The 16573-nt window shown below is 71.9% G+C and carries 15 protein-coding genes; 5 read left to right on the forward strand and 10 right to left on the reverse strand.

Annotated elements, in window-relative coordinates; translation table 11 throughout:
* The first annotated feature begins 61 nt into the window (after positions 1-61).
* Both yczE and OHA68_RS38625 read left to right on the forward strand, forming a co-directional pair.
* Complete coding sequence (yczE, locus tag OHA68_RS38620; protein WP_327104669.1) at positions 62-664, forward strand: membrane protein YczE; 603 nt, start codon at positions 62-64, stop codon at positions 662-664.
* 113 nt (positions 665-777) lie between these two features.
* Positions 778-2565, forward strand: coding sequence for a glycoside hydrolase family 15 protein (locus tag OHA68_RS38625; protein WP_327104670.1), 1788 nt, complete (start codon positions 778-780; stop codon positions 2563-2565).
* Here OHA68_RS38625 and OHA68_RS38630 read toward each other — a convergent pair.
* A complete protein-coding gene (locus OHA68_RS38630; protein ID WP_189140420.1) occupies positions 2537-3403 on the reverse strand; it encodes a hypothetical protein in 867 nt (288 codons plus the stop codon). The two genes, OHA68_RS38625 and OHA68_RS38630, sit on opposite strands and share 29 nt — an antisense overlap.
* A 41-nt stretch (positions 3404-3444) precedes the next feature.
* Positions 3445-4338: a S66 peptidase family protein gene (locus tag OHA68_RS38635; RefSeq protein WP_327104671.1), complete on the reverse strand. Its 894-nt coding sequence runs from the start codon at positions 4336-4338 to the stop codon at positions 3445-3447.
* Between the two features lie 180 nt (positions 4339-4518).
* On the opposite strand from OHA68_RS38635, the gene OHA68_RS38640 reads away from it, so the two are divergent.
* Entirely contained in the window at positions 4519-5403 is an 885-nt protein-coding gene (locus OHA68_RS38640; protein WP_189140418.1) for a sulfotransferase, read from the forward strand.
* Here the strand turns inward: OHA68_RS38640 and OHA68_RS38645 are convergent.
* The 6 genes from OHA68_RS38645 to OHA68_RS38670 form a co-directional block, all read right to left on the reverse strand.
* The gene (locus OHA68_RS38645; RefSeq protein WP_327104672.1) at positions 5375-7264 is read right to left on the reverse strand and encodes an ABC transporter ATP-binding protein; all 1890 of its coding nucleotides are present in this window, start codon (positions 7262-7264) and stop codon (positions 5375-5377) included. The genes OHA68_RS38640 and OHA68_RS38645 overlap by 29 nt on opposite strands.
* A gap of 79 nt (positions 7265-7343) precedes the next feature.
* A complete protein-coding gene (locus tag OHA68_RS38650) occupies positions 7344-8177 on the reverse strand; it encodes an enoyl-CoA hydratase/isomerase family protein (protein WP_327104673.1) in 834 nt (277 codons plus the stop codon).
* Positions 8178-8295: 118 nt separating this feature from the next.
* Entirely contained in the window at positions 8296-8511 is a 216-nt protein-coding gene (locus OHA68_RS38655) for a helix-turn-helix domain-containing protein (RefSeq protein ID WP_020547488.1), read from the reverse strand.
* Positions 8512-8624: 113 nt separating this feature from the next.
* Positions 8625-10223 (reverse strand): ABC-F family ATP-binding cassette domain-containing protein, encoded by a 1599-nt coding sequence (locus OHA68_RS38660; RefSeq protein ID WP_327104674.1) that lies wholly within the window; start codon positions 10221-10223, stop codon positions 8625-8627.
* Between the two features lie 302 nt (positions 10224-10525).
* Positions 10526-11545 (reverse strand): LacI family DNA-binding transcriptional regulator, encoded by a 1020-nt coding sequence (locus OHA68_RS38665; protein ID WP_327104675.1) that lies wholly within the window; start codon positions 11543-11545, stop codon positions 10526-10528.
* Positions 11546-11603: 58 nt separating this feature from the next.
* The gene (locus tag OHA68_RS38670) at positions 11604-12257 is read right to left on the reverse strand and encodes an acVLRF1 family peptidyl-tRNA hydrolase (protein WP_189140414.1); all 654 of its coding nucleotides are present in this window, start codon (positions 12255-12257) and stop codon (positions 11604-11606) included.
* A gap of 127 nt (positions 12258-12384) precedes the next feature.
* Between OHA68_RS38670 and OHA68_RS38675 the strand changes: the two genes are divergently transcribed.
* Entirely contained in the window at positions 12385-13419 is a 1035-nt protein-coding gene (locus OHA68_RS38675; protein ID WP_327104676.1) for an EAL domain-containing protein, read from the forward strand.
* 100 nt (positions 13420-13519) lie between these two features.
* On the forward strand, positions 13520-14815 hold the full coding sequence (locus tag OHA68_RS38680) for an aminotransferase class V-fold PLP-dependent enzyme (protein ID WP_327104677.1): 1296 nt from the start codon (positions 13520-13522) through the stop codon (positions 14813-14815).
* Here the strand turns inward: OHA68_RS38680 and OHA68_RS38685 are convergent.
* Positions 14808-15452: a response regulator transcription factor gene (locus OHA68_RS38685; RefSeq protein WP_189140724.1), complete on the reverse strand. Its 645-nt coding sequence runs from the start codon at positions 15450-15452 to the stop codon at positions 14808-14810. The genes OHA68_RS38680 and OHA68_RS38685 overlap by 8 nt on opposite strands.
* Positions 15453-15457: 5 nt before the next feature.
* Entirely contained in the window at positions 15458-16561 is a 1104-nt protein-coding gene (locus OHA68_RS38690) for a sensor histidine kinase (protein ID WP_327104678.1), read from the reverse strand.
* Positions 16562-16573: the final 12 nt, after the last annotated feature.

The raw sequence follows: 16573 nt of genomic DNA on the forward strand, positions 1-16573 counted from the left end.
GGGCCACTTTTGATGATTGGCTCTGTTTTGGCAAGTTGTGCCATGTCACGCTGGGGTCATTATGAGCGAAGCGACAATACCTGCCGTCAGCGGCCTGCCCGGCCGGCTGGCCCGCCTGTACGGAGGTCTGGCCCTCTACGGCACCGGCATCGGCCTCCAGGTCGAGTCCGGACTCGGCAACGGCCCTTGGGACGTCTTCCATCAGGGCGTCGGCCTGCGGGCGGGCCTGTCGATCGGGACCGTCATCATCGTGGTCGGCGCCCTGGTCATGCTGGCCTGGATCCCGCTGCGGCAGCGGCCCGGCTTCGGCACGGTCAGCAACGTCATCTTCGTCGGCCTGTTCGCCGACGCCGCCATCCACCTGCTGCCGCCCGCCGGCCACCCCGTGCTGGCCTGGCTCTACGTGGCGCTCGGCGTGACGTCGATCGCGCTGGCCACCGTCCTCTACATCAGCGCCGGCCTGGGCGCGGGGCCCCGCGACGGGATCATGACCGGCCTGGTCCGGACCGGCCTGTCCGTACGGCTGAGCCGCTTCCTCATCGAGATCACGGTGCTGGCGGCCGGCTGGCTGCTCGGCGGCACGGTCGGCCTCGGTACCCTGGTGTTCGCGCTGGCCGTGGGCCCGCTGACCCAGCTGTTCACCCGCTGGTTCCCGCTGAGGTGAATACCCGCCCCCGCCGGGGCAGGACACAGATCTGATCACGTGGCCGGACCGGCATGACGCGACATGACCGGACTCGGCCGCGTGATCACCCCTTCTCCGAGTAGCGTCAGGTCATGCGGATCGAGGACTACGCGCTCATCGGGGACATGCAGTCGGCGGCACTGGTGGCCAGGGACGGCTCCATCGACTGGCTCTGCCTGCCCCGGTTCGACTCACCGGCCTGTTTCGCCGCGCTGCTCGGCGGTGATCACAACGGTCACTGGTGGTTGGGCCCCGTCGGCCGCAAGCCCGCCACCCGGCGCCACTACCGGCCCGACACCCTCATCCTGGAGAGCGAGTGGGACACCCCCACGGGCACCGTGCGGGTGATCGACTTCATGCCGCCGCGCGACGTCAACCCGGACGTGGTCCGCATCGTGGAGGGCGTGTCCGGGACCGTCCAGATGTCCACCCAGCTACGGATCCGCTTCGACTACGGCCGGATCGTGCCCTGGATGCGCCGCTTCGAGGGCCACCTGCAGGCGGTCGGCGGCCCGGACTCGGTCTGGCTGCACTCCCCCGTCCCGCTCAAGGGCGGCGACTACGCGCACGTGGCGGACTTCGAGGTGAAGGCGGGGCAGCGGCTGTCGTTCGTCTTCACCTGGCATCCGTCGCACGAGCCGATGCCCCGGCAGATCCACGGCGAGACCCAGCTCGCCGAGACCGAGGACATGTGGAAGGACTGGGTCGGCGCGTGCACCCACCACGGCCCGTGGCGCGAGGCCGTGGTCCGCTCGCTGATCACGCTCAAGGCGCTCACCTACTCCCCCACCGGCGGCATCGTGGCCGCGCCCACCACCTCGCTCCCGGAGGACCTGGGCGGGGTGCGCAACTGGGACTACCGCTTCTGCTGGCTGCGCGACGCCACGATGACGCTCGACGCGCTGATCGGCAACGGCTACCTCGAAGAGGCCGAAGCCTGGCGGACCTGGCTGCTGCGGGCGATCGCCGGCCGGCCACAGGACCTGCAGATCATGTACGGCGTCGCGGGCGAGCGCCGCCTGCCCGAACTGGAGCTCGACTGGCTGGAGGGCTACGAGCGCTCCCGCCCGGTCCGGATCGGCAACCAGGCGGTCAACCAGCTCCAGCTCGATGTCTACGGCGAGGTGATGGCCTGCCTGTTCCTGGCGCGCAACTCCGGCCTGGCGCCCGACGACCGCGCCTGGGCCATCCAGCGGGAGCTGCTCAACTACGTGGAGGAGCACTGGGACGAGCCGGACGAGGGCCTGTGGGAGGTGCGCGGCCCGCGCCGGCACTTCGTGCACTCCAAGATGATGTGCTGGGTGGCGCTCGACCGGGCGGTCCAGTACGTCGAGCGGTTCGACCGCAAGGGGCCCGTCGAGCGCTGGAGGGCGCTGCGCGACACGATCCACGCCGAGATCTGTGAGAAGGGCTTCGACGCCGAGCGCAACACCTTCACCCAGTCCTACGGCTCGCACGAGCTGGACGCGGCGCTGCTGCTGATGCCGATGCTGGGCTTCCTGCCGACGGACGACCCGCGCGTGACCGGCACCGTGGCGGCCATCGAGAAGGAGCTGATGTCGGACGGGTTCGTGCTGCGCTATCCGGTGGCGGAGGACAACGACGTCGACGGCCTGCCGGGCGGCGAGGGCGCGTTCCTGGCGTGCAGCTTCTGGCTGGTGGAGGTGATGGCCATGCAGGGGCGCAAGGACGAGGCCGAGGAGCTGTTCGAGCGGCTGCTGGCGCTGCGCAACGACGTCGGGCTGCTCGCCGAGGAGTATGACCCGCGCTACGACAGGCTGGTCGGCAACTTCCCGCAGGCCTTCTCGCACGTCCCGCTGATCCACGCCGCGCGGGCGCTGGCCAAGGACGTCACGCGGCCAGGCGGGCCAACACTCTAGCGAACTCCGGCGGCGGGGCCACGACCAGCCGCGTCTGGCCCCGCTGCAGCACGAGGTCGGCCTTGATGAGCGTCAGCCGCCCGTCGTGCCACCAGTAGACCTGGGCGCTGAGCCCGCCGGTGCGGGCCGCGTGCACGCGCAGCCGCTCGATGGCGCGCACCACGCCGATCCCGTCCACCGGATGCACCAGCACGGTGTACGGGTCGGGCAGCACGGCCAGGGCCCCGTCGGCGGGGACCGGCAGATAGTCCTCCAGCCAGCGCAGGTGCGTGGCCGCGGCCGGGGTGTGCCCGGTGAGCCGGGTGACCGGAGTGCCGGACAGCTCAATGGCCTCCACCGACAGCTTGTCCGCCCGCCTGACGTTGGCGACGGCCAGGTCGAGCGCCTGCGCGGTGGGCAGCGGCCAGCAGCCGGCCTCCTCGGGGCGGACCGGCCGGGACCCCACGGTGAGCAGCTCCACCAGGTCGCCGTTGAGGTGCCGGCCCACCACCCGGGTGAGGTCGGCCACCTCGTCCACGGCCTCGACCCGGGTCGACAGCAGCGCCGCGACCTGCTCCAGGTCGCACACGTCGAGCAGATCGTCGGCGGCGGCGACGGCGTGCGCCAGATGCTCGGAGACGAGGATCGGCCAGTCCTCCCTGGGCCGGCGGCCCACCTCGCGGCGCAGTCCGGTGAGCCGGACGAGGATCTCCCGGCCGCCGCCGAGGGTCAGCGAACCCCCGTCCGCGGCGAACGTACAGGTGTGGCCGTGGGAGTCCGCGACGAGCGCGAGCAGAGAGTCGAGGTCGACGTCCTCGGTGCGGCGCGCGGACTCCCGGTCACGTTTGAATAGATTCACGTGCCGTGTCCTTCTCTGTCGGTTTCGTCCGCATATGCGTTCTACCTTGCCTGCTCCTCGTTCCAGAACGGACCAGACAGCGAGCACGATTCGGTATCGATAACCCCAAGAGCCCCAAGCCACACACTCATTTGTGGAGACCCATGCCCGATGGGCAGCCCGGCCAGAATCGGCACCCCGAGCGGCAGCAGCCGGTCCCGCAGCACCGGAAGGGGGTCGCCGCAGTCGACCCAGGAGCCGAGCGCGATCCCCCGCACGCCGGCGAACGCGCCCGACTGCAGGAGCTGGGTGAGCAGGCGGTCGACGCGGTAGGGCTGCTCGCCGATGTCCTCCAGCAGCGCGATCCGGCCGGCGAACGACGGCTGGTAGCCGGTGCCGCACAAGGAGGCCAGCAGCGACAGGTTGCCGCCGCTGAGCACGCCGGTGGCCCGGCCCGGCGCGAGCACCAGGTCACCGGTGACCGGCGCGGGCGCGCCGAACAGGGCCGCCCGCAGGTGCTCCCACGTCGCGGGCTCCGGCCCCTGCTCGCCGCCCAGGAGCAGGCCGCCGGGCATCGGGCCGTGCAGTGTGGGCACCCCCAGCTCGGCGGCGAAGGCGTGGTGCAGCGCGGTGATGTCGCTGGAGCCGATCAGGGTCTTCGGCCCGGCGGCCCGCATGCGGTCCCAGTCGAGCAGGCCGAGCAGCCTGGCCGCGCCGTAGCCGCCCCTGGCGCAGAAGACCGCGCTGACCGCCGGATCGCACCAGGCCGACTCCAGGTCGGCGGCGCGCGCGGCGTCCGAACCGGCCAGATAGCCCAGGTCCTGACGGTCGAGCACATGCGGGCCGACGACGACCTTGAGCCCGATCCCCTCCAGTCGCCGGGTGCCGCGTCCGAGCAGGACGGAGTCCACCGGACCTGACGGGGCGACGACGGCGACGGTGTCACCTTGCTGCATCGATCAACTCCATGACGAGCGGGAGCGGTGCCGCCGACCGGCCCAGCTGCGCGACCCACCGGCGAAGGCATCGTACGGCCTGCGCGGGCAGCGCCCACGACCGGCCCGGCGCCGGCTCGCTCACCACCGGCCCGGCGCTGGCTCGCCCACCTGCCAAACGGTGCCACACTTACCTGTCGTATGCGACTTCCGCCCCACATCCTCGTGGTCAACGGCATCAAGGTCCGCAGGCCGGTGTTCCTGCTCGGTGCTCCGCATTCCGGCGCGGACCTGCTCGCCCGTGCCCTGAAACGCGCGCCCGGCTGTCACGTGACCATGGGCCGCGCCTGCGTGGCCCATGTGGTCTACGCCTTCGCCCGCAAGCCGTCGATCGGCCGCACCTCCGGCGCGGTCCGCGTGCTGCGTGACGCGCTCGCCGAGTCGTGGCAGGTGCTGGGCGGCTCGTGCGGCCTGTGCTCGGAGCCGTGCCGGGAGGCCGGCGGCGTCACCACCACCGGGCCGTGCGTGTCGACGGACGAGGTGACCAGGTTCGGCGACGCCAGCCCCGATCTGATCTACAGTGCGCCGGTGCTGCTGCAGGCCTTCCCCGACGCCCGCTTCGTGCAGCTCATCCGCGACGGCCGGGACGTGACCGCCGACATGCTGGACGACCCGGCCTGCCTGGCCTGGTTCAAGCCGGTGATGCTGCCGGAGGACACCGAGTTCCCCAACGCCTTCCTCGGCGTCAACCGGGACGAGCACCGCGACCGGTGGAAGACCATGCCGGTGGCGGGCAAGAGCGCGCTGCGCTGGCGCAGCGCGGTGCGGCTGAGCGCGAGCCTGCGTAAGGAGCTGCCCGCCGACCAGCTCCTCACCCTCCGCTATGAGGACCTGGTGCAGCAGCCCGCCCGGTCGGTGGCCACGCTGACGGAGTTCCTGGAGACCCGGGTGTCCAAGATCGCCCTCTACGGCCCGCGCGTCCCCGAGGTGGGCTCATGGCGGACCCGGCTGCGCCACGAGGACCTGGAGCTGGTGGAGAAGGTGGCCAAGCAGGAGCTCACCCGGCTGGGCTATCTGACGAGCTGAACTGGGTGCGGTAGAGCTCGGCGTACAGGCCGCCGCGCGCCAGCAGCTCCTCGTGCCGGCCCCGCTCGGCCACGCGCCCGTCGTGCACGACCAGGATCTCGTCGGCCTCCCTGATCGTCGACAGCCGGTGCGCGATCACCAGCGAGGTGCGGCCCCGCAGCGCGGTCTTGAGCGCCTTCTGCACCGCCGCCTCCGACTCCGAGTCCAGGTGCGCGGTGGCCTCGTCGAGCACGACCACGCGCGGCGCCTTCAGCAGCAGCCGGGCCAGCGCCAGCCGCTGCTTCTCGCCTCCGGACAGCCGGTAGCCGCGGTCGCCGACGACCGTGTCGAGCTGGTCGGGCAGCGCCTCGACCAGTTCGCCGATCTGCGCGGCCCGCAGCGCCGCCCACATCTCCTCCTCGCTCGCCTCCGGGCGGGCGTAGCGGAGGTTGGCGCCGATGGTGTCGTGGAAGAGGTGCGAGTCCTGCATGACCACGCCCACGGTGTCGCGCAGCGAGGCGAGGGTGGCGTCCCGTACGTCCATCCCGTTGATCCGTACCGCGCCCTCGTTGACGTCGTAGAGCCGGGAGACCAGCGCGGTGATCGTGGTCTTGCCCGCCCCCGAGTGGCCGACCAGGGCGATGAGCGAGCCTGGCGCGGCCGTGAACGACACGCCGTCCAGCACCTGCTGCGACGGGCCGCCCGTCTCCGTCCTGGCGACCGACTCCAGCGAGGCCAGCGACACCTCCTCGGCCGACGGGTAGCCGAAGCGGACGTCGTCGAACTCGATCGTGACGGGCCCGCCGGGCAGCGGCCGGGCGTCCGGCCTGTCCTTGACCATCGGCTCGAGGTCGAGGATCTCGAAGACCCGGTCGAAGCTGACCAGGGCGGTCATCACGTCCACGTGCACGTTGGACAGCGAGGTCAGCGGCCCGTAGAGGCGCATCAGCAGGGCCGCCAGCGCCACCAGCGTGCCGAGCTCGAACACGTCGCCGACGGCCATCACGCCGCCGATGCCGTAGACGAGCGCGGTCGCCAGCGCCGCGACCAGGCCGAGCGCGACCCGGAAGACGGTGGCGTACATGCCGACGGTGACGCCCACGTCGCGGACCCTGGCGGCCCGGTCGCCGAACATCCGCGCGTCGTCCTCGGGCCTGCCGTAGAGCTTGGCCACCATCGCGCCGGCCACGTTGAAGCGCTCGGTGGTGACCGAGCTCATCTCGGCGTCGAGCTGCATCTGCTCGCGGGTCAGCGCCGACATGCGCCGGCCGACCCACTTGGCGGGCACGATGAAGATCGGCAACAGCACCAGCGCGACCACCGTGACCTGCCACGACAGCACGAGCATGGCGCCGAGCACCAGGACCAGGCTGACCACGTTGGACACCACCGACGACAGCGTGCTGGTCAGCGCGCGCTGGGCGCCGATGACGTCGGTGTTGAGCCGGGAGACCAGCGCGCCGGTCTGCGCGCGCATGAAGAACGCCACCGGCATCCGCTGGACGTGGTCGAACACCTCGGTGCGCAGGTCGAAGATCAGCCCTTCGCCGATCCGGGAGGAGAACCAGCGCTGCACCAGGGTCAGACCGGCGTCGACCAGCGCGAGCGCCGCGATCGCCACGGCCAGGCCGATCACGACCTCGCTCCGCTTGGCCAGGATGCCGTCGTCGATGATCGCCTTCATCAGCAGCGGGTTGGCGACCACGATCACCGCTCCCGCCACCACCAGCAGCAGGAAGGCGACGATCTGCTTGGTATAGGGCCTGGCATAGCCGGCGATGCGCCTGACCGTGCCAGGCGAGAGCCGTTGTTTGGTCACCGAGCCGTCGCGTCGCAGCGAGGCCCACACCGACGGACCGAAGCCGCCGCCCATCATCGCCATATCGGGAGTCCCTCCTCCCTCAGCAGAGCGTCCCGGTGTCGTCCGGCGATTCCCGCGTCAGCTCAAGGCGAAACCCGGCTCACGACCCACCGGCGAACAGGGCTCTCAGCCGCTGGGCCTGCTCGGCGCCCTCCGCGGCGCGCTGCTCCTCCAGGGTGCGCCCCTGCGCCCCCTGGAGGAGTCGCTTGGTCGCCGCCGCCGCGTCCCGGTTGGTCGACAGCAGCTGCGCGGCCTTTTCGTGTACGGCCTTCGCCAGGTCCCCCCCGGCGACCACGCGCTCGGCCAGGCCGATGCGGAAAGCCTCGTCCGCCTCCACGACCCTGGCCGTCAGGCAGATGTCGATCGCCTTGGCCAGGCCGACCAGGTCGACCAGCGGCTTTGTGCCGGTCAGATCGGGCACCAGCCCCAGTGCGGGCTCTTTCATACAGAACTTGACATCGTCGGCCACGATGCGCAGGTCACAGGCGAGCGCGAGCTGAAATCCCGCGCCGACCGCGTGTCCCCGCACGGCCGCGATGGAAACTATCTCTGGGCGGCGTAGCCACAGGAATCCCTGCTGAGCCTGCTCGAGCAGCTTCTCGAACGACGCGTTGTCGAGCCGCGCCGCGGAGCTGAACGAGCCCTGGCCGGGCACCCCCTCAGGTGTGAACATGCGCAGGTCGATCCCTGCCGAGAAGGACGGTCCCTCACCGTTCACCACGACCACGCGAACCTGCTCCGGCAGAATGTCGCCGATGCGGGCCAGGGCCGACCAGGTAGCGAACGTCTGAGCGTTTCGCTTGTCCGGCCGGTCCAGTGTGATCGTCGCGATCTCACCGTCCACCTCGAAGCGCAGTCCGATCTCCGCCAGTTCTTCGGCGAAGACGTCCTCCGTGTACCCCCCGCGCTGATGTGGCGCCTTTGCTTCCGACATCGCCCGCTCCCTCGTCCACTGTCCGTCGCGCCCGAGCTTACAGAATATGATTCTGGCTCGGGCGCGACGGTGGCAGGCTAGGGACGAGCGGCTGCGGTCGCACGTTCCGAGACGGCCGTCAGCGCTTGGACTTCCCTCGGGTCGCCCCGCCGCGCCCGCGCAGAGTCACTCCGGACTCGCTCAGGATGCGGTGGATGAACCCGTAGGACCGACCGGTTGAAGCGGCCAGGGCGCGGATGCTCTCACCCGCGGCATAGCGCTTCTTTAGATCTCCGGCCAGCTTCTCACGATCGGCCCCGGTGACCCGGGTGCCCTTCTTCAGTGTCTCGGCCACGAGTACCTCCTGTAGTGCCGGACTTCCGCAGCGTTACTCCGCCATGATCAGTCATTTCAGCGGGATCGGCTACCTACTCCACGGGAAAAGATCCGTACCCACCCAAATTAAGATCAGGCAAGTGCCACAAGATCGGAAAATTCCTCGCTCCACGCGTCTTCAGTTCCGTCTGGCAGCAAGATCACCCTATCCGGTGAAAGGGCGTCAACGGCACCCTCGTCGTGGGTAACCAGGACGATTGATCCTGAATATGACCTCAGAGCGGTGAGAACCTGCTCCCGGCTGACCGGATCGAGGTTGTTCGTGGGCTCGTCGAGCAGCAGCACGTTGGCGCTGGAGAGCACCAGCATGGCCAGCGCCAGACGGGTTTTCTCGCCGCCGGAGAGCACTCCGGCGGGCTTGTCGACGTCGTCGCCGGTGAACAGGAAGGAGCCGAGGACCTTGCGCAACTCGGTGTCGGTGAACGTGCCGCCCGCCGAGCGCATGTTCTCCAGGAGGGTCCTGCCGCTGTCCAGCGTCTCGTGCTCCTGGGCGTAATAGCCGACCTTCAGGCCGTGGCCGGGCCTGATCGCGCCGGTGTCGGGCTGCTCGACCCCGCCGAGCAACCGCAGCAGCGTGGTCTTGCCGGCGCCGTTGAGGCCGAGGATGACGACCCTGTGACCTCGATCGATGGCCACGTCGACGTCGGTGAAGACCTCCAGGGAGCCGTAGGACTTCGACAGGCCCTCCGCCATCAGCGGGGTGCGCCCGCACGGCTGGGGGTCGGGGAAGCGCAGCTTGGCGACCTTGTCGCCCTGGCGCACCTCCTCGGTGCCGGACAGCAGCCGGTTGGCGCGGCGCATCATGTCCTGGGCCGCCTTGGCCTTGGTGGCCTTGGCGCGCATCTTGTCGGCCTGCGCGAGCAGCGCGCCCGCCTGCTTCTCGGCGTTGGCCCGCTCGCGCTTGCGGCGCTTCTCGTCGGTCTCGCGCTGCGCCAGATAGGTCTTCCAGCCGACGTTGTAGTGGTCCACGGAGGACCTGTTGGCGTCGAGGTGGAGGACCTTGTTGACCGTGGCTTCAAGAAGCTGGACGTCATGGCTGATGATCACCAAGCCGCCCTGATGAGAGCGCAAAAAATCACGAAGCCACCCGATTGAGTCAGCATCTAGGTGGTTTGTCGGCTCGTCCAGAAGGAGAGTTTCCGCTCCGCTGAAAAGAATGCGCGCCAATTCGACCCGCCTGCGCTGGCCGCCAGAAAGCGTTTTCAGCGGCTGCCCCAGGACCCGGTCCGCGAGCCCCAGGCTGGAGGCGATGGAGGCGGCCTCCGACTCCGCCGAGTAGCCGCCCAGGACGTGCATCTGGTCCTCGAGGCGGCCGTACTGCCGCACGGCCTTCTCGCGGGTGCGCTCGTCGGCCGAGGACATGCCGAGCTCGGCCGCGCGCAGCTTGCGCAGCACCTCGTCGAGACCGCGCGCCGACAGGATGCGGTCGCGCGCGAGCACCTCCAGGTCGCCGGTGCGCGGGTCCTGGGGGAGGTAGCCGACGGCGCCGGCGGTGGTCACGGTGCCCGCGGCGGGCAGGGCCTCGCCCGCGAGCACCTTGGTCAGGGTCGTCTTGCCCGCGCCGTTGCGGCCGACGAGCCCTATCTTGTCTCCGGGGTTGACGCGGAAGGAGGCGCTCTCGATGAGCAACCGCGAGCCCGCACGCAGTTCGATATCAGTGGCAATGATCATGGCGAAGGAAACACTCCCGAGGTAGGAAACGAGGGATTGGGCGCGCGGCGCCGGTCAATCGGGAGTGTGCATACCATTCAGTGTAGGCCCCTGATCGGGAGCCCCACCTCTGCTTTCTACGTCCCCCGAGGCCCGGCGGAGGTCACCGGGCCTCGCTGGTCAGGCCCCTGACAGCGCTCCTGGTACAACGCCCGCGGAGGGCTTCTGATTTCCTGCGGCACTCCCCGGCGAGGACCCGGAGCTCCGGCCCCGGCGCCTTGAAACGATTCACCCGCTCGGCCCGGCCCTCCCGCCTCTCCGTCTCAGCCGCTCCTGCGGGCTTCGCTCGACGCGCGTACGACCAGGTCCGGCTGGAAGATGACCTGCCGGTGCCGGTGCGTCCCCGGGGTGGTCACCTCTTCCAGCAGCAGCTCGATGGCGGTGCGGCCGAGCAGCTCGCGCGGCTGGCGCACCGACGACAGCGGGATCGCCGCGGCGGCGGCGAAGTCGATGTCGTCGTAGCCGACGATGGCCATGTCCTCGGGCACCCGCAGCCCGCACACCGCCATGGCCTGCAGGAACCCCAGGGCCAGCAGATCGTTGGCGCAGAGGGCGGCCGTGGGCCGCGCGCCGTCCGGCAGCGCCGCCAGGCGCTCACCGGCGGCCCGCCCCTCGGCGACGCTCAGCGTGGGCGTGCGGCAGTCGGTCAGCTCGACGCCGTCGCCGGCCGCGTGGACGGCGTCGCGGATGCCCGCGTGGCGGTCGGCCACCTGCTTGATCGACAGAGGCCCGCCGATGAACGCGATCCGCCGGTGCCCCCGCTCGATCAGGTGCGCCCCGGCCGCGCGGCCGCCGAGCCGGTCGTCGACCGCCACCGAGCACTGCGGGCCGACCGCCGGGCTGTCGACCAGCACCAGGGGCGTGCCCCTGGCGGCGAGCTCGGCCAGGTGCGGGCCGGCGGCGTCGACCGGGGTGATGAGGATGCCGAGGACCCGCTGCTGTTCGAGCTGGTCGAGGTGGCGGCGCTCCCGGGCGGGGTCGGCGGCGCTGTTGCAGAGCACCAGCATCGTGCGGTGCTCGTCGGCGAGCGCCTCGGCGCCCTTCGCGACATCGGCGAAGAAGGGGTTGAACACGTCGAGGACGACCAGCCCGACCGTGCGGCTGCGCCCGGCCCGAAGGTGGCGGGCCACCTCGTTGCGGACGAAGCCCAGCTCGTGGATCGCCTTGAGGACCCGGTCACGGGTGGCGGGCGAGACGACCTCGGGACGGTTGAGCACGTTGCTGACCGTGCCGACCGAGACGCGCGCGAGCCGCGCGACCTCCTTGATGCTCCTGGTCGCCAAGTGATCCCCATGAGCCGTGCCGGCGTGAACGCGCCCATCATAGCCACGTTGAATCGTCTCAAGCCGGATCCAGCACCCGGATCCTGACCGCGCGGAACAGCGGCGGGGTGTCCCGCAGGACCGCCAGTCTCGGGTCCGGCACCACGAGGAACGGCTCGGCCTCCAGCGCCAGCAGCGGGGCCAGCCGGCGGTCGGCGCGCAGCGCGTCCACCGCCTTGCGGTCGCCGCCGAGCACCACCGCGTCGAGCTCCCCCAGGTGGGGTGACAGCACCCGCAGCGCCGTCTCCGCCGCCACCTCGAAGACCTTGCTCGCCTGGTTGTCCCTGCGTCTGGCGAAGCGCTGCTGCGACCAGCCGCCCGCCGCCGTCCGTCCCTGGACCAGGCGCGAGCCCACCTTGGAGGCCACCAGCGTGCCGCCGTGGAAGACTCCCGCCGCGTAGCCGCCGAGCCGGACCAGCACCACGCCCACCCGCCGCTCGGCCCGCGCGTGCTCGACCAGCCTGGTGACGTGCGGCGGCCCGGGGCGCATCGGCGGGAAGGGCACGTGCAGTTCGGCCACGCCGCCGTCGGCGGCCACCAGCCGGACCATGCGCTCGTCACCGGAGGCCTCGAACGCCCCGTGCCGCCCGGCGAACCCGTCGATCCATGGGTGCACCCGCTCCGGCGGCACCGAGACCCACCGGCCGCCGCCCTTAGCCGGTCGCGCGCCCATGCCGGAAGGCTAGCCCATGCCGCCCCGTCCGCATCTCCGCCAACGAAGTATGGAATATGCGGAAAATGTCGGTGAACTTCATCGCGCCAGGGTGCCGCCAGGGGCCATCCGCCCCCATCATCACTACGTGTCCTCCCTGCTCACGGGCCCCGTCGTGGATCTCGACACCGGGGCCGTCATCGCTTACCCAGCGGCGCTGGACGCCTCCGGTCACCTCCGGGCGGCCCCCTTGCCCATGCTGCTGGACCTGCCCATGCGCGTCGCCCTGGCCGGCGCCGGCGCGATGGCGCCCCTGCACGACGCGCTGCGCCGCACCGGACGCCATCCCCGCGAGGCCATCCTGCTGTTGCACGGCCCGTGCGCCGAGAGCGACCGGCCGGTGCTCCGGGTGGTGCTCGACGCCCTGCGCAACCACGGTTACCTGATGGGCTTCGGCGGCGCCGGCGGCCAGAGCGCACCGCTCGACCTGATCGCCGACGCCGCGCCGTACCTCGTGGGGCTGGCGCCCGACGTGGTCGCGCGGGCGCCGCTCGACCATCGGGCGACGGCGGTGCTGCGCGCGGTGGCCTCCCTGGCGCAGGGCGTCGGCGCGCACGTGCTGGCGCCGGGCGTCACGACCGAGGCGGAGCTCGCGGCGGCCCGCGCGCAGGGGGCCCGGCTGGCGCACGGCCCGCTGCTGGCGCCGGGGCCGGACGGGCGGATCCGGGTACCGCTGCCGTCCCCCGCCGAGTCGCCCGCCGAGTCGCCCGCCATGGTCGCGCTCGGCCCACGGGTGCAGGAGCTGCTGATGCCCGCGGTGACGCTGCCCGCCGCGGCGAAGGCCGAGGACGTGGTGGCGGCGTTCGGGCATGAGCCGACGATCACCAGCGTGATCCTGGTGGACGAGTACCAGCGGCCCGAGGGCAGCCTGGACCGCGGCCGGTTCCTGCTGTCGATCGCCTCCCGCTACGGGCACGCCCTGCACGGCTCGAAGCCGGCCCGGCGGCTGGCCGACGCGCCGCGCACGGTGCCGAAGACCACCCCGGCCGTCGCGGCGATGCGGGTGGCGGGCCGCGACGGGGGGCGCGTCTACGACGACCTGGTGGTCACCGACGAGCTCAATCGCTGCCTGGGGATCGTCCGGGTCTCGGATCTGATCCGCCAGGTGACGCAGAGCGCGTAAACGGCTGTGCGCGCGCCCTGGGCACGGGGAGCCGGGGCGCGCGTAACGACTGTGCGCGCGCCCTGGGCACGGGGAGCCGGGGCAGGGTAGGAAAGGAGACGTGACTCGGCAGCTGAACAGACGGGCCCTGCTCGGCGCGGGAATGCTGGCCGGGGTGGCCGCGTGCACCGCCACGCCCATCCCCCTCCCCGACGGTTCGCCGTCCTTCGACCCGGACGACTGGGAGTCGGTCCGGGCGCAGTTCGCGCTCGATCCGGCGTACGGGCAGTTCGCGGCGTTCGTCCTGGCGCCCGCGCCCGCCACCGTCCGGGAGGCGATCAGGCGGCACCGTGACGGCCTCGACGCCGACCCGCACTACCTGCCCGGCGGCAACGCCGACCCGGACGGCTCCGTCCTGGGGACCGCCGCCCGCTTCATCGGCGCCGACTCCCGTGACATCGCCCTGACCGACAGCACCACGATGGGCCTGGGCCTGCTCTACTCCGGCCTCAAGCTGCGGCCCGGCCAGGACGTGCTCACCACCGAGCACGACTTCCTCGCCACCCACGAGGGCGTGCGGCTGCTCGCCGACCGGACGGGGGCGAAGGTGCGCAGGATCAGGCTGTACGACGATCCCGCGGGCGCGTCGGCGGACCGGATCGTGAGCGCGATCAAGGAGGGCCTGCGGCCCCGCACCCGGGTGGTGGCGCTCACCTGGGTGCACTCCAGCACCGGGGTGCGGCTGCCGATCCGGGCCATCGCCGACATGCTGACCGAGGTCAACCAGGGCCGCGACGAGCAGGACCGGGCGCTGCTGTGCGTGGACGGGGTGCACGGCTTCGGCGCGATCGCCGACGGGGTCGACGACCTGGGCTGCGACTTCCTGGCGACCGGCACGCACAAGTGGCTGTTCGGGCCGCGCGGCACCGGTTTCCTGTGGGGACGCGCGTGGGACGCGGTCGCGCCGGTCATCCCGGGGTTCGGGCGGGCCTCGTTCGTGGCCTGGCAGCGACGTGAGGGGCCGCTCGACACCACGGCGCAGCTGGCGACGCCGGGCGGCTACAAGGCGTTCGAGCACCGGTGGGCGATGACGCAGGCGTTCAACTTCCAGCAGGCGATCGGCAAGGACCGCATCCAGCGACGCACCCAGGAGCTGGCCACCCGGCTCAAGGCGGGCCTGCGCGACATCCCGCACGTCCGGCTGACCACCCCCGACTCCCCCGACCTGTCGGCGGGCCTGGTGTGCTGCACGATCGACGGCCTCCAGCCCGAGGAGGCGGTGAGCCGGCTGCACGATCAGAAGGTGATCACCAGCACCACCCCCTACTTCCCGCCGCTGCTGCGCTTCGGCACCAGCATCGTCACCGACCCCGGCAAGGTGGACCTGGCCATCGCGGCGGTGCGGGAGCTCAGGTGACGCCGCCGTCCGGCCGGCCGGGCAGTCGTCCGGGCAGCCAGCCGTGCGCCTGGGCGCGGCGGACGGCCTCGATGCGGTTGCGCGCGTGCGTCTTCTGGATCGCCGAGGACAGATAGTTGCGCACGGTGCCCTCCGACAGGTGCAGCCGCCCGGCGATGTCGCCGATCGACGCGCCGTCGGCGGCGGCGACCAGGACGTCCCGCTCGCGGGGCGACAGCGGGTTGGGGCCCGCGCTGAGTGCCGCGGCGGCCAGGCCGGGGTCGATGACCCGCTCCCCCGCGCGCACCCGGCGGACGGCGGCGGCCAGCTCACGCGCCGGGCTGTCCTTGACGAGGAACGCCACCGCGCCCGCCTCCATGGCCGCCCGCAGGTAGCCGGGTCTGCCGAAGGTGGTGAGGATCATCACCTGACAGCCGGGCACCCGGGCGCGGATCCCGGCCGCCGCGGCGATGCCGTCCATGACCGGCATCTCGATGTCGAGCAGCGCGATGTCCGGTCGTTCGCGGACGGCCACGGCGACGGCCTCCTCACCGTCGCCCGCCTCGCCCACGACCTCGATGTCCGGCTCCAGCCCCAGCAGCGAGGCGAGCGCGCCGCGTACCATGCCCTGGTCCTCCGCGAGCAGCACGCGGATCAGCCCGGTCACGGCGCGGGGACGCGGGCGCGCACCCCGAAGCCGCCCGCCGGCTCGGGTCCCGCCGCCAGCTCGCCGCCTGCCGCGCGCACCCGCTCGCCGAGGCCCTTCAGTCCACTTCCCGGCTCGTACGGCTCCGCGCCCCGCCCGTCGTCCACGATGACCAGCATGGCCTGCTCGCCGTCGTACGTCACGTCGAGGTCGCAGCGACGTGCGGCCGCGTGCCGTACGACGTTGGTGGTCCCCTCGCGCACCGCCCAGGCGAGCAGCCCGTCGAGCGGGGCGGGCAGCGGCAGGCCGGAGCGGCGGGTGCGCACCTCCACGCCTGCGGCGCGCAGCACGGCGGTGGCGCTGTCGAGCTCCTCGGGCAGGCTGAGCCGCCGGTAGCCGGTGACGGCCTGACGCACCTCCTGCAGCGCCTTGCGCGCGACGGCCTCGATGTCCCTGATCTCGCGCTGAGCCTGCGGCGACCGCTCCGCCAGCCGCCCGGCCAGCTCGGCCTTCAGCACGATCAGCGACATGCTGTGGCCGAGCAGGTCGTGCAGGTCGCGGGCGATGCGCAGCCTCTCCTCGGTGGCAGCGAGCCTGGCCATCTCGCCCTCGGCCGCGCGCAGTTGCTGGGTCAGCAGCCTGGATCGGCGCACGCCCATGAACAGCAGGCCCAGCGTGACCGCCTGCAGCCCGTAGATCGCGATGGCGGCCGGGTCGGCGCCGACGAGCAGCCCGCCCCCGGCGACGACGACGAGCATGCCGCCGAGGCTCACGGCGGCCGGCCGGGGCGGCAGGATCATCGCGTGCAGCACCACGGTGAAGACGGGCAGGCCGAGCCAGGCGCCGCCGAAGAGCAGCGGCGGCACGACGCCCAGCAGCGTGGTGAGCCAGAGCAGGGGGTAGGTCCACGGCACCCGCTCGGCGAAGGTGCGCGGGCTGAGCGCGGTGGCGACGTAGGAGATGGCGAAGGCGAGCAGCATGGCCCAGGCCCACGGGACGCCGGCGGCGGGGACGCCCCCGGTCACGATCTCCCTGGCGGGCAGGACCAGATAGATCAGCCCGAACGCGAGTGCCGCCAGCCGCCTGCCCCGGGACGGCACGTCGTAGGCCGCCGCGCTCATGCCCGGACCGTG

The organism is Nonomuraea glycinis (assembly GCF_035920485.1).
Taxonomy (GTDB): domain Bacteria; phylum Actinomycetota; class Actinomycetes; order Streptosporangiales; family Streptosporangiaceae; genus Nonomuraea; species Nonomuraea glycinis.

Bases quoted from the DNA above. Each gene is read 5' to 3' on its own strand.
- yczE (WP_327104669.1), top strand. From the start codon at position 62: ATGAGCGAAGCGACAATACCTGCCGTCAGCGGCCTGCCCGGCCGGCTG.
- OHA68_RS38625 (WP_327104670.1), top strand. From the start codon at position 778: ATGCGGATCGAGGACTACGCGCTCATCGGGGACATGCAGTCGGCGGCA.
- OHA68_RS38635 (WP_327104671.1), bottom strand. From the start codon at position 4,338: ATGCAGCAAGGTGACACCGTCGCCGTCGTCGCCCCGTCAGGTCCGGTG.
- OHA68_RS38640 (WP_189140418.1), top strand. From the start codon at position 4,519: ATGCGACTTCCGCCCCACATCCTCGTGGTCAACGGCATCAAGGTCCGC.
- OHA68_RS38645 (WP_327104672.1), bottom strand. From the start codon at position 7,264: ATGGCGATGATGGGCGGCGGCTTCGGTCCGTCGGTGTGGGCCTCGCTG.
- OHA68_RS38650 (WP_327104673.1), bottom strand. From the start codon at position 8,177: ATGTCGGAAGCAAAGGCGCCACATCAGCGCGGGGGGTACACGGAGGAC.
- OHA68_RS38660 (WP_327104674.1), bottom strand. From the start codon at position 10,223: ATGATCATTGCCACTGATATCGAACTGCGTGCGGGCTCGCGGTTGCTC.
- OHA68_RS38670 (WP_189140414.1), bottom strand. From the start codon at position 12,257: ATGGGCGCGCGACCGGCTAAGGGCGGCGGCCGGTGGGTCTCGGTGCCG.
- OHA68_RS38690 (WP_327104678.1), bottom strand. From the start codon at position 16,561: ATGAGCGCGGCGGCCTACGACGTGCCGTCCCGGGGCAGGCGGCTGGCG.